This window comes from Bacillus sp. PK5-006 (assembly GCF_054161415.1).
On the sequence record NZ_CP096414.1, the window covers coordinates 3,349,945 to 3,364,570 of the forward strand.

General features: G+C 46.0%; 2 protein-coding genes. Both read right to left on the reverse strand.

What is annotated here, in order from left to right:
* Window positions 1-51 precede the first annotated feature (51 nt).
* Entirely contained in the window at window positions 52-3,885 is a 3,834-nt protein-coding gene (locus M1D84_RS17155) for a non-ribosomal peptide synthetase (protein WP_458106345.1), read from the reverse strand.
* A 43-nt stretch (window positions 3,886-3,928) separates the two neighbouring features.
* Entirely contained in the window at window positions 3,929-14,623 is a 10,695-nt protein-coding gene (locus M1D84_RS17160) for an amino acid adenylation domain-containing protein (protein WP_458106346.1), read from the reverse strand.
* Window positions 14,624-14,626 lie beyond the last annotated feature (3 nt).

The following is a 14,626-nucleotide window of genomic DNA, read 5'->3' on the forward strand; positions in this document are numbered from 1 at the left end:
CCTTTTTTATCAGGCAGGACTGCTAATGTGCACCCCTGCCTGATCTAAAGTTTACAAAACGGCTTCTCTATTTTTTTGATTGACGATCTTTTGGATCAGCTGGGCATTTTGGGCTGCACATTCTTGGTTTTTGAACATGTCAGCATGCTGACCATAGCCTTGATAATAACGATAAGCACCGGTCGTCGCTTCTTCCCAATGATCCATCCAGTCTGGTATATCAATTTGCTCTTCTGATTGGATGAAATCAATATCTGCTTGTATCTTTCCTTGATTCACCCCCTTAACAAATGTTTCATAATAGGCCCGCGTTTTTTGAGCAAGCGCTTCTTGAACGAGCTCTTCTTGGGCAAGTTCACTTTGCTTTGATTGATGGACAATCGCTGCGATATCGTCATCAATGGATCGTCCTTCTAAATCACTTTCACCAATTTTCTTATAGGAATCGATCATGATGACCTTTTCCACCGTCCGTCCTGCTTGTTCAAGCGATTGAACGAGCTCAAAGGCCAGATAGCACCCGCCAGAGTAACCCATCAAAGTCAGCGGTCCTTCAGGCTGAAGGTGCTGAATATGCTGAACGTATTGCGTCATGCGTTGATCAGCTTCAATAAAGTCAAAGGCGATCAAACGAACGCTATCAAGCGTTTTGGCAGCTTCCTGATAGATAAAGCCGTAGCCCGGTAATGGCGGAAGAGCAAAGACTGTTGGCGTTTGAGATTCATTGAATACAAGATAGCCGGCAGCTTCGTGATCCTGCTGTTGAATATAACGGCTGATGGCTTCGATTGTCGGCGTCTCAAACAGCAAGTGAATAGGCACCTGAACATCGAATTCCTTCGACACCTTTGATAAAAGTGACATCGCTTTTAAAGAATGTCCACCAAGCTCAAAGAAATGGTCATCTGTACTGATATCATTTCGTTCAAGTACTTCACGCCACATGACAAGCAGTTTTTGTTCTATCTCATTGGCCGGAAGCTTCACATGGCGGTTTCCTTGAGGCGTCTCCGGCTTTGGCAGCTGACGTTTATCAATCTTTCCGTTTGGTGTCAGCGGCATTTTCTCAAGTCTGATCAGCTCATGAGGCTGCATGTAAGCCGGAAGTTTCTCCTTCAGCCCTGACTTGATCACATCAACTTTGTCTTTCCACTCCTCCTCACACGTCATATAGGCGAGCAGTCTTGTATGCTGCGAGCCATGCTGATCCGTCATAAGGGCAGCTTGCTTTACGCCCGGATGCATGAGAAGGTGGGCTTCAATTTCTGTCAGCTCAATTCGGTGGCCGCGAATTTTCACCTGATCGTCCACTCTGCCTGCATACTCAATCAGACCGTCTGCTCGAAAATAAGCCAAATCACCCGTACGATACAGCCTTTCTCCCGCAGCAAATGGATGTGTGATAAAGGCTTCTTTTGTCAGATCAGGACGATTCAAATACCCCTTCGCAAGCCCTTTGCCGCTGAGACAAAGTTCTCCGACCATTCCAATCGGCTGAAGCTGTCCGTGCTGGCTCAATATATAAGCGCCCGTTTGGTTAATCGGCTTTCCGATTGGAATAGAATGCGCTTCGATCGGAGGAGCTTCATCTACAGGATAATAGGTGGCGAAAACCGTTGATTCAGTTGGGCCGTAGACATTGATTAGTCTGCCTTTCCCCATGACATCAAAGGCTTTTCTCACATGCTGTACAGATGCACGCTCACCTCCGAACAGCACCTTGCGCACACTGCGCATCCAATCGGTTTCTTCATCAATAAGAAGATTAAATAAAGCAGTTGGAACAAACAGGACAGAAATGCTTTCTCTTTTAATCAGCTCCGTCAGCTCATGCATATCTAAAATGGTGTCTTTTTTCGGCAGGACAAGCTTTGCTCCGTTTAAAAGCGCACCGTATACATCAAAGGTAAAGCCATCAAATACGCTGTTGGATAGCGACAGTAGTGTATCTGTTTCTGAAATGGTTAAGTAGTTCGTATTTTTAACCACCCGGGCAATATTGGAATGGGTTGTCATGATGCCTTTTGGCTGACCCGTTGTGCCTGATGTATACATGATATATGCCGTATCGTGTAAACCTGCTTCTAGCGGCAGATTCTCTGAGCTCATTAGTGAAATCTCCTGATCATCTGCAAACAGATACGTGCCAGCAAACCCGAGCCCCTTCGCCTGACCAATAAAGGATGAGTGAGTCAGAAGATGCGTCGCTCCGCTGTCTTTAAGCATGTATTGAATGCGGCTTTCTGGATAGTCAGGATCAATTGGCACATAGGCTGCGCCTGCTTTTAAGACAGCAAGCAGACTGACAATGAGTTCAGGCGTTCGATCGGCTAAAATGGCGATGACCGTTTGATGTTCGGCTCCATTTTTTTGCAAATGTCGTGCCAATCGATTGGCTTGTTCATTCAGCTCAGCATATGTCATCGTTTGCTCTTCTGCTGATAGCGCCACTGCATTTGGCTGTTTGCGGACATTATGCTCAAACCATTTCGATAAATACAGCTGGTCATGCTCAAGCTCAGGTGCATTCCATTCCTCAAGAATCAGCTGTTTTTCCTGATTCGTGACGAGTGGGAGTGTATGAACCGATTGATCGGGATGCTTGACCGCCTCATGTATCAATAGGCTGAGCTGTTCCTTTAACTTATGAACAAATTGAGGATCAAACGCTCTTTGGTTAAAGGCCAGCTTCAATAGTAATTCTTCTCCAGGCGATGCGAGCAGGTTGAGATCATAGTTTGATTTTTCATAGACATTCATGTCCTCCACCGTGAACCCTAACCGTGCCTCTTGCTCGTCCTTCTTTGCGGCTGGGACATTTTCAAACACAACAATATGATCAATGAGCTGCTGCTGGCCTGTCTTTGCCTGAATATCATAAATCGGAATATATTGGTGCGGCTCGGCTGCAAGAGACTGCTGCTGTGTTTCTGACAGGAGCGCACGAAATGTCATGTGATCTGTCAGCTGAATTCTTCTTGGGATGACATTGATGAACAATCCAACCATCCTGTCAACGCCAGCCAAGTCTGCTGGACGTCCTGACACAACTGTTCCAAACAGCACATCATTTGACCGCTGATACCTGCTCAGCAGAACCGACCAGACTGATTGAAGCGCACTGCTTAACGTTGCATTTTGCTGCAGCGCTAACTCTGATAAAGCAGCCGTTTCTTCTTTGCTCATGGACCACTCAATTTCGCCTAATTCATGTTCATTCGTTTGTTTCCGCTGTTCTTTAAAGGTCGATTGTCCATCAAACCCTGCTAATGATTGCTGCCAATATTGAAGTGATGCTTGCTTATCTTGTTTTTCCAGCCACTTTATATATTCTTTATATGGTTTGACCGGCTCTAACTTGTAAGGGACGTCATGTAAAAGTGCATGATAAATCGCAAATAACTCCTGCACCACAAGTCCAAAGCACCAGCCATCCAGAAGGATATGATGATAGCTCCATATCCAGCGATAGCTGGCAGGGCCCGTTTGGAAAACAGATGCCCGCATGAGAGAATCCTTCGAGAGGTCAAATCCTCTCAGCTGATCGTGTTGTTTGAATTTCTCTATACGTTCAAGCTGTTCGTCTTCAGAAAGATCTTGCAAGTCCACAACATCAAGTGTAAAAGGACGTTCTTTTAGTACAACTTGGACAGGGCGCTTTACTTTTTCGTGGAGAAACACGGTACGAAAAATATCGTACCGCTCCACGATGATATTCATGCTTTTCTCAAGTAAGTCATAACGCAATGTGCCCTTAACGTTCATATCCATTTGCTCTACATAAAAGCCCTTTTCCTGATGATGGAGGGTATGAAACAGCATTCCTTCTTGCATCGGTGACAGATAATACATGTCTTGAACTTGATCCCTTTTAAATTGACTCATCTATTTCATCCTCCCTTCCTTTTTTATGATTCATCTCGTGTTGTTAAGTCAATTTCTCCTCAAGCATGTCAAAAATGTCGTCCATTTCATCCATTTCAAGGTCAGCCGCAGAGAAGTCACTTGGCGTAAATTCCCGTTCTTGCTGCGCCAAGCAATGGGTGATGATGGATTGAATTTTCCCCTTCAACAATGCCATGAACTGCTGTATCGTCTGTTCTTCATATTCACTTGCACAATAGGAACAAGACAAAATGAATCGATTTTGTTGAACAAGACCACTAAGGTTCAGCTTATAAACAGCTTCCGAATCAGGGCTTGCTTGTCGTCCCATATCATAAGTCGACGGCCCAAAGAGTTCTGTCGTCACTTCCTGATCAATCTGTCCAAGATAGTTCAAACTGATTTCAGGATGTACGTGCTGTCCTGACGGTTCAGCGGCTGTCATGTATTTTAAGATCCCGTAGCCGATTCCTTTATTTGGAACACGCCGCAGCATTTCTTTCGTTCCTTTAATAGCATCAGCTATGGTCTGATCTGGCTTCGCTTCAAGTACAACTGGATACATACTCGTAAACCAGCCAATCGTGCGAGAGACATCCAGCCCTGATAAAATATCCTCTCTACCATGACCTTCAAGCTGCACATGAACATGGGACTCACCTGTCCACTCTTGAACAGCAAGACCGAGAGCACATAAAAGAATATCGTTCATTTCCGTTGTGTACGGCAGATGAATATCGGTCAAAAGATGCTCAGTTTCTGTTTCTGTCAGCTGCATTTGAACTGATTTGGTTTCGGCAACTTTTCTTTTTGTCACTTCATGATCAACAGGTAATGCGGTTAATGGTTTGCTTTCAATTTCTGCCCAATACTCCTGCTGATTTTTTAATGGCTGTGACTGTGCATAACGTTCAATGGCCTCTGCCCATTCTTTAAAGGAATGAGTTTTCAGCGGCAGGACAAGCTTTTGTCCCTGAGCTGCCTGCTGATATAGAGACATAAAGTCCTCTAGTAAAATTCGGCATGAGACACCGTCAATGACTAAATGATGTGTCACGATGAGTAAATGATCGCCATCTTCTGCATGGAAACAAATCACTTTCATTAACGGACCTGTTTCGAGATTCAGCTGACGCTGATACTCATTGGCATATGTGGAAACAGCCTTTTTCACGTCGTGCTCTTTTGAGACATCATGAGAAATAATCGCCAGCGGTTCCGTGAGCTCCCGCTGGTTGTATTGCAGGATGCCGCCATGTTCCTGCTTGTATACCATACGCAGTGCATCATGATGTGAAAGTAGTTTTTGCATGACTTGTTCTGTAATAGAAAGGTCAAATCCATTTGGTGCATGAAGCATCACCGAGAGATTCCAATGGTGCTGATCGCTGAATGCTCGTTCAAAGAACCAGCGTTGAATCGGTGTTAAAATGACTTCTCCTTCGACAGGTGATTGGTCGGCTGTGAGAAGATCGGCTTCTTCAATATATGGGCGAAGCTCCGCAATGGTCGGATACTGGAATAGAAGTTTCATATCGAGCTTCCAGCCTGCTTGCGTGAGTCGGCTTGCCATTTGGATACCTTTAATCGAATCTCCGCCAAGGAAGAAGAAGTGATCGTGAATGCCGACTTGGCTGACGCCAAGGACATCTTCCCAAATGCCGCAAAGCAGTGTTTCCACTTCATCCCTTGGTGCTTCGTATACCGTTTGGTTCGCTTCGATATCAGGAGCTGGCAATGCTTTGAGATCGACCTTTCCATTGGCCGTCATTGGAAATTGGTCTAGTTTTATGATCCATGATGGCACCATGTATTCTGGTAACGTGCGTTTTAGGCTTTCTTTTAAGTCCTCTGTATCGTTCTCCGTAATCACGTAAGCGGCAAGGGCGTCCTGATCACCCGCATCTTTGACCGTTGTCACGACGGCTTCTTTGACCGAATCCAGCGTCAAGAGCTGCGCTTCAATTTCTGACAGCTCAATACGGAAACCGCGGATGTTGACCTGATGGTCTATTCTGCCGAGATAAATTAGCTCACCATCGTCTGTCCATTTCACTAGATCGCCTGTGCGGTACATGCGCTCACCTGGATAAAATGGATCTGGCACAAATCGTTTGTCGGTTTCTTCTGGGAGATTCCAATAGCCCCTCGCCAGTCCTTTTCCTGCAATCACGAGCTCACCTGGTACGCCTGGCGGCGACAGGTCGTATAAAGAACCCATGATGTAAAAACGTGTATTGGCAATGGCTGTTCCAATCGGAATCGTGCCTTGTTCTGGATCGATCATTCCGCTTGTCGCTACGACTGTATTTTCAGTCGGACCGTAGTTATTCACTAGTTTGTATGGGACTGGCTTTACCTGTTTCAGCTTATCTCCGCCTGTTAGTAAATAACGCAGAGAATGGTTGTCCATTGACATAAACTGCTCACATAGCTGCGTTGGCAGGAAGGCAATGGTGATGTTTTCTTTATTGAAATACGCATTGAGCTTGATCATATCGAGACGAATCGCTTCGTCGATAATGTGCAGCTCTGCGCCGGCGATCCACGTTGGGAACATCTCCCAAATGGAGGCGTCAAAGCCAAAACCGGCATATTTCGCAGTTCGATCGTCTTTCGTCACTTGGAAGGCTTCATTGTGCCAGAACGCAAGATTCACAAGGGACTGGTGCTCGACCATGACACCCTTCGGCTGTCCCGTCGTCCCAGACGTGTAAATCATATAAGCGAGATCTGTTGGCTTCACATGAACCTGAATCTCGTGAGCTTCTCCCTCTACCGCATCTTCTATGAACAGGACATGACCTGTAAATGAAGGTGGTGCAGTGAGTTCTTTCTGCATCAGAAGTACCTCTGACCCGCAGTCTTCCAGCATGTACGCAATACGCTGCGCTGGATAATCCGCATCAATTGGAACGAATGCCGCACCTGCCTTGAGAACGCCAAGGACAGCAGCTGTCATGTCAAGAGATGGGCTGGTAAGAATACCGACGCGGTCTCCTGGTTTTGTGCCGCTTGCGATGAGTCGTGAAGCGACTACATTGGCCCGGCTGTTCAGCTCTTCATACGTCCAGCTTGTTCCACAGAAGGTCGCTGCTTTTTGATGAGGTGCTTCTTGTGCCTTAGCCTCAATCAAGGCATGAACGGTTTGATCTACCGGGACGTCTAGGGCAGGTCCTGACCATTCATTGATCAGCTCTCGTTTTTCCTCTTCAGTTATGAGAGATAGCGCTGAAATTGGCTGATTCAGCTTAGCCAGCATATCGTCTATGATTTTTTCAATATACCTGCTCCAGCGCTGAATGGTGCTCTTTTTAAACAGGGCCGCTGCATACTCAAAGCGCAAGCCCACTTGGTCATTTTCTTCAAATACACCGAGCGTTATATCAAATTTTGCATGAACGGTATCTTGCTGCTTTTGCGACAGCTTGAGTCCATTCAAATCCGGTAACGTCAGGTCACGGTCATCTGTTGTCAGCATGACACTAAACAATGGATTGCGGCTCGTGTCTTTCGGAAGATCTAACTGAGCCACCAATTCCTCAAACGGGAATTCTTGATGTTCATAGGCTGATAGGCTGCGATCTTTCATTTTTTCAAGCAGCTGCGCTGTCGTTTCTTCTGGCTGCACTTCGTTTCGAAGAGCCAGTGTATTGACAAACATGCCTGGAACCCGTTCGATCGAAGCATGCGTACGTCCTGCGGTCACAGCGCCTATGACGATATCTGTCTGCCCAGTTAACTTGGAAAGGAAAATGGCAAATGCCGTTTGCATCACCATGTTCAAGCTCACACCTTTTTCCGCCATGAGCGTTTTGATGGACTGCACCTTTTCAGCAGATAACCATCTATCGACTCGCCCTCCTTCAAATGACTGAACTTGAGGACGCGGAAAATCAAGAGGCAGTGCTAAGTCTTCCGGCGGCTGTGCATATTGCTCCAGCCAATACTGCCGCTGTTTCTCAAGCAGCGCCTGCTGCTTTTCTTCCTGCTGCCATACCGCAAAATCCTTGTAATGCAGCTGAACTGGCGGTAACGTCTTTTTCTCATACAGCTCTGCGAGTTCTTGAATGAGCAGGCTGCGTGTGACACCATCCGCAATGATATGGTGCATATCCATCATGAATACATATTTCTCATCAGAAAGCTTCGCCACTTTTGCCCTCATTAATGGTGCTTGATGTAATGAGAATGGTGTAATGAATGACTCGATGACAGACTGCTCCTGATCGCCCTCTATTTCATCAACCTCTAATGTAAACGGCACTTGGCGATAGACTTTTTGAACGGGCACGCCGTCAATTTCTACAAAGGCTGTCCGAAGTGATTCATGTCTGCCGATCAAGGCTTGAAGCGCTGCTTCCAGCTGCTTCACATCAAGGCTGCCTTCCATCATTAAAACGGCTGGCATATGATAAGTGACTGCTTCTGGATGCAGCTGCTGCAGTACATACATCCTCTTTTGAGCAGAAGAGACGGGATAGAAATCTTGCTTTTCCGCTGGCTGAATGGATGTCACCACCGAAGAATCCGTTTCTTCCAAGTAGGCTGCCATTGCCCGTATGGTTGGTTTTTCAAAAAGGACTTTGAGCGGCACATGCTTGTTCAGCTTTGCCTGCACCTTCGAAATGAGCACCATGCCCTTGAGGGAATGACCTCCCAATTCAAAGAAGTGGTCAAGAACGCCCATTTGTTCAACTCCAAGAACTTCTGACCAAATGTCACACAGCGCCCGCTCAAGTTCCGTTTCTGGTGCCACATGCGCCGTATGGTTCATATGCACCTCATGCGGAAGCGGCAGAGACTTCGCATCCACCTTTCCGTTTTGGGTGAGTGGAATGTGATCGACTTTCACAAAGTACGTTGGAATCATATAATCCGGCAGTGTCTCCGCAAGATTTTCTCTAAACGTCAGTGTTCCAATGTGTTCAGGCGCTGTGTAATAGAGTGCAAGCTCCGGCAAACGGGACAGGTGCAGGACTTTTACATACACTTCTTGAATAGATGCCAGAGCACGTGCGGCATGCTCAATCTCCTGTTTCTCAATGCGATAGCCGCGGATTTTCACTTGATCGTCGACTCGTCCAAGAAACTCAATATCTCCATTTGCATGCTGTCTGACCAAATCCCCTGTGCGATACATTCTCTCTTGAGGATCATATGGATTATCAAGAAAACGTTCTGCTGTTAATTCAGGCTGATTCAAATATCCTCTCGACACGCCTTCTCCAGATATATAAAGCTCTCCCGGCGCGCCATAAGGGACAAGCCGCTGCTGCTGATTGCATACGAGCGCTCTTGTGTGAGCAATGGGCTGTCCGATCAAAGATCGTTCCTTCAAAGCGTCCAGCTCTTGCGGTGTGATCAGCTTGATCACTGTACCAATGGTTGTCTCAGTCGGACCATAATGGTTCATGACTGCCACGCATGGATGCTGCATCATAAATGTTTCAACATCCTCAGGGATCACCGGTTCTCCTCCAAGTACCACCAGGCGTAAAGCATTAAATGAATGTTCCTTAGAATCTGCCATCATATGAAATAAGGATGGTGTCATTTTGATATAAGTCAGCTCTTGTTCATCAATCAACCGCATCAAACGTACAGGGTCTGTATACACGTCTTCATGAGGAACATAGAGTGTCCCCCCTGCTTTTAAAACAGGGAAGATGCTTGTGTAACCAAGATCATACGCATAAGAAGAAAGCAGTGCCGTCCGATCACATTCCTGCAATGTCACCTCATTTATCAGCCAGCTGACATAGTGTGATAGATTACGATGCGTGAGCTGTACACCCTTCGGCTTCCCCGTTGTCCCAGATGTGTAAATGACATAAGCGAGCTGCTCAACCGATACTTCCGGCAATTCTAGTGGATGGCTTTGATGCACTGCTTGTTCAACCTGCACCACTTGAATCGACTTATGATTTTGATAGGAATCTGCTAGAGACTCATTTGTCACGATGACTTGTGCACCTGAATCCTCTAATGTGTAGCGGATTCGTTCAGCAGGAAAGGCCGGATCAATCGGGACAAACGCTCCTCCTGCTTTCATCACACCAAGCATGGAGACGATGACATAGACAGAGCGGTCAAGGATCAGTGCCACAGTTTGTTCCTTCTCGACGCCTCGTTTCTTAAGCTCACAGCTAAGTGCATATGACATATCCTCAAGCTCGCGGTAGGTGAGTTTTCTTTGATCATCCATGACGGCGATAGCATCCGGTGTTTCCTTCGCCTGACGTGAAAATTGGACATGGAATGGCTCATGACGATTCGTCTGCCCTTCGGTTTTTTTCTCCAGACGCTCTATTTGTTCATGCTGATCCAGTATATGGAGCAAGCCGATCTGTTCCTCTGGATGACGAACCGCCTCCCGAATAATCGCCAGAAGATGAGTTCCGAACCGGCGGACGGTCTCTTCTTTAAATAACGCCGCTGCATAGTCAAAGCTCAGCTTTAATGCTCCCTCGCGTTCAAATGCTTCTAAAGATAGATCAAATTTGACCGAGTGATGCTGAATGGCATAAGGCGAAATGTGCAGATCGCCGAGCTTTAGCGCTGGTACCTCCATGTTCTGCATGTTAAATGACACGCTAAAAAGCGGGCTCCGAGTTGTATCACGGTCTAATGGAAGATGTGCAATTAACTCTTCGAGCGGATAGCTTTGATGTGCAAAAGCATCAACACTTGTTTCTTTTATTTCTTCAAGCAGCTGTAAAAATGTTTTGGTTTGTTCTGGTTTTCCGCGCATCGCAATGGTGTTGATAAACATCCCCGGCATATCTTGGATATCAGGGTGTGTCCGTCCAGCAACTGGCGAACCCACAATGATATCTTCCTGCCCGCTATAGGAGGCAAGCAGCACTTGAAAGGCGGATAACAAGAACATATACATGGTCGTATCGGTTTTCTGAAGCAGTTCCTGAATTCGCTGAGTCGTTGCTTGATCACAGCCAAACATGAATCGTTCTCCAGTAAAATCACGTTCTGCTGGACGCGGATAATCAGTTGGCAGCTCTAAAATCGGTAAATCTCCTTCAAATTGCTTCAGCCAATACGCTTCATGCTCCTTCTGTTTCTCCGTTTCTTCTTCACTTAGCTGCCAGACAGCGTAATCTTTATAATGAAGGGCTCGTTCAGCAAGAGCTTCTCCATCATAAGCCTTCGCCAAATCTTGAATGAACGTCTTCATGGAGCTGCCATCTGTAATGAGATGATGTGCTTCTAAGACGAGAAGATGACGATTCTCACTGACTTTCAGCAGCTGAGCTCGCAAAAGGGGTGCTGCTGTTAAATCAAATGGCGATTGACGTTCTGTAAGAAATCCCTCCGCCTCTTCTTCCTTGATGTCATGAACAGGAAGGTCAAATTCAGTCCATTCATGCACCCTTTGGACAATGTCTTCCCCGTTCATATGAAAGCTCGTTCTTAAGATTTCATGTGTTTGGATTAACTGGTTAAATGCTGATTTGAGCCGCTGATATTCGAGTGTTCCTTCAAGCGTTAAGACGATCGGAATATGATAATTCGTGCTGTCAGGTTCAAGTGTCTGCAAAATGTATAAACGGCGCTGAGCTGGTGATACCGGATATTCGTCCGCCTGCTCTGCTGGCAAAATAGGATGTCCGGTTTCTTCTTGACCATCCTGATCGATGTAAGCCGCTAATGAGCGAATCGTCGGCTTCTCGAAAATCACTTGAATCGGCACTTCCTTTTGAAGCACTTCTTGAACCTTCGCAGACATCATCATTGCCTTGAGTGAGTGCCCGCCAGCCATAAAGAAATGCTCGTCTATCCCAATCGTTTTCCCAAGAAGATCCTCCCAAATGTCAGCGAGTGCCTTTTCTGTCTCAGTCTCAGGCAGAATGATTTTGATTTCCTCGCGATGCACTTCGTCAGGCTTCGGTAAAGCTTTTCGATCTACCTTCCCGTTCGATGTCAGTGCAAAGGTATCCAGCTTCATCACATGGTGCGGCACCATATAAGCTGGCAGTTTTTGATTGAATACATCTCGTACCTCTTCTTCTGTCAGTGTCCCTGTGAAGTAAGCGATGATTTCCTTTTCATCTGAAGAAAGCTGCTGAACAAGTACAACTGCTTCATCTATGCCCGCTTCTTGGTGAAGCACTGATTCAATTTCACCAAGCTCAATACGGAAACCACGAATTTTCACCTGATCATCGGCACGACCGAGGAATTCAATCTGACCATCCGCACCATATCTAGCCAAGTCCCCCGTTCGATACATCCGTCCTGACGGCTTAAAAGGATCTGCCATGAATACTTGATCAGTCAAATCTGGACGTTTGATGTACCCTCTTGAAACACCATCTCCGCCCACATACAGCTCTCCTGGGGCTCCAATTGGCTGAAGTCTTTGATAGTCATCTAAAATATAAGCTGACGTATGATTGATCGGCTGACCAATTGGGATCGGGCCCATTTCATCTCCTCTTACTTCGTAAATGGTCGAAATGGTTGTATTTTCAGTTGGGCCATAGACATTCAGCAAGGTAATTGATGGATGATGCTTTTTCACAAGCTCCGCACTTTTCACATTGATCACATCACCGCCGGTGAATAATGTTTTTAACCCTTTGAACATTTGCGGCCGCTGCTGAGCGAGCTGATTAAATAAACCAGTCGTTAAAAAGAGCGCTGTGATCTGATGTGTTTGGATAAATTGTTCAAATCGGTGAATATCCAATAAAGTATCACGGTCAACAGGATAAAGCGTCGCCCCATTCAGAAGCGTAGTAAAGATTTCAAGGGTAATCGCATCAAAGCTGACAGCTCCTGTATGCGCCATACGATCCGACGTGTTCAAGCCTATTTTTTCCTGAGAGCATGCTAACCTCACAATATGCTGATGCTCAATTTGAACTCCTTTTGGCCGTCCAGTTGATCCCGAAGTGAACATGATATATGCCAATTGAGATGGGGACGTCTCGACTGATAACTCCGCTTGTGAGTGATGAGACATGCCGGTCACATGAACAACTTTGATGCTTTCATCAACTGGCGGCTGGCTGTCAGCATAGAGCAAAACGGATACGCCGCTGTCTTCAAGCATCCAACGGATTCTCTCCTCAGGCTGAGCTGGATCAATCGGTACATAAGCAGCCCCTGCATGTAAAATGGCCAAAATAGAGATCACCGCATCTGCTGATCGGTTCATATATACCGCGACAGCATCCCCCCGTTGAACGCCGTTTTCTACAAGGCTGCTCGCTAAACGACGGATTTCTTGTCCAAGCTCTTCGTATGTGAATGTTCGCTCGCCTTCGACTAATGCCGGATGGTCAGGCTGCGCCTTGATACGTTCATCGAGCAGCTCAGGAATGGACAGATGCTTCGGATAATCTCGCTCCGTCTGGTTCCATGCTTCAATCTGCTGCTTTTCTTCTTCTGTAATACATGTCACTTCATGAAGACGTACGTCAGGATTTTGAATGATTTGCTTCATGAGGTTGGTCAGATGTTTGGATATGTTTTCAATGACCTTTTCTTCAAAAGCCATCGCATTGTATTTGAATTTCAATGTCCACGTTTCACCAGGATAGACAAGGACATTGAGATCGAAATTCGTTTGTTCAAATCCGTCCTTTACATCAATGGCAAAACCGAGACGTGCAGACATGGTGTCACCAGACAGCTCCTGATCTAAAGGATAGTTTTCAAACCCAACCAAATGATCAAAGAGTTTTCCTCCAGCAGCCGTTTTCTGCTGAATGTCATAAAGCGGCATAAAATCATAGTTTTCCGCCTCCAATGCATGCTGCTGAACCTTTTGAAACAGCTGTTTAAAGGTCTGCTCCTGATCTAATGTCACCCGAACAGGTATCGTATTGATAAACAGCCCTGCCATCCGCTCAATCCCAGACACACTTGGAGGTCTGCCTGATACGACTGTTCCGAATGTGACATCATCTGCTGCATGATAGGTGCCTAAAAGAACGGACCAGACAGCCTGAAAAAGGTTCGGTGCTGTCACTTGGCATTGTCTTGCCGCATCTTGAATGGCTTTTACCGTTTGAGCGTCCCATGTAAACGTCCATTCCTGATGGTCATATTGTCCGTTTGCTTCTTTTTGCTGCAGCAGCCCTTGGTGCTGAACAGCACCATCCAGCCGCTCCGTCCAATAGTCTTCCGCTTCTTGTTTGTTTTGCTTTCCAAGCCACTGGATATAGTCCGCATAAGGCTTACCTTGTGAGCGATCCGGCGTTCGGCCGTTCCGATAAGATTCATAGTAATGAAACAGTTTTTTCATTAAAACACCCATGGACCAACCATCCATAATAATGTGATGGTTGCTCCAAATCAGGTGCCAGTTTGTTTCATTTAATTGAAAAACAGCGACTTTCAACAACAGATCATTCGTTAAGTGAAATCCTTGCTTTCTCACTTGCTTTTTATATTGATCCAATACCTTTTTCTGCTCTTGATGATTCAGATGAGATAGATCTTCTCTATACACATCTATATGACGTTCAGCCAGTACAACCTGACGAGGCTTTTGTAATTGCTGATAGACAAAGGCTGTACGCAGAATGTCATATGTCCGTACGAGTTCATTGAGACTCTTTTCAAAAAGATCGAGATCAAAATCTCCGCTTATTCCAAGCTCAAGCTGTGTGAAATAAGAGGAGGAATTAGGGTCTAGCATGGCATGATACAGCATGCCCTCTTGCATTGGTGTTAAAGGATATACCTTTTGAATTTTCTGCTTGCTCATAAG

Excerpts from the sequence above, each read along its gene's own strand:
- M1D84_RS17155 (WP_458106345.1), bottom strand. The coding sequence starts at position 3,885 with ATGAGTCAATTTAAAAGGGATCAAGTTCAAGACATGTATTATCTGTCA.
- M1D84_RS17160 (WP_458106346.1), bottom strand. The coding sequence starts at position 14,623 with ATGAGCAAGCAGAAAATTCAAAAGGTATATCCTTTAACACCAATGCAA.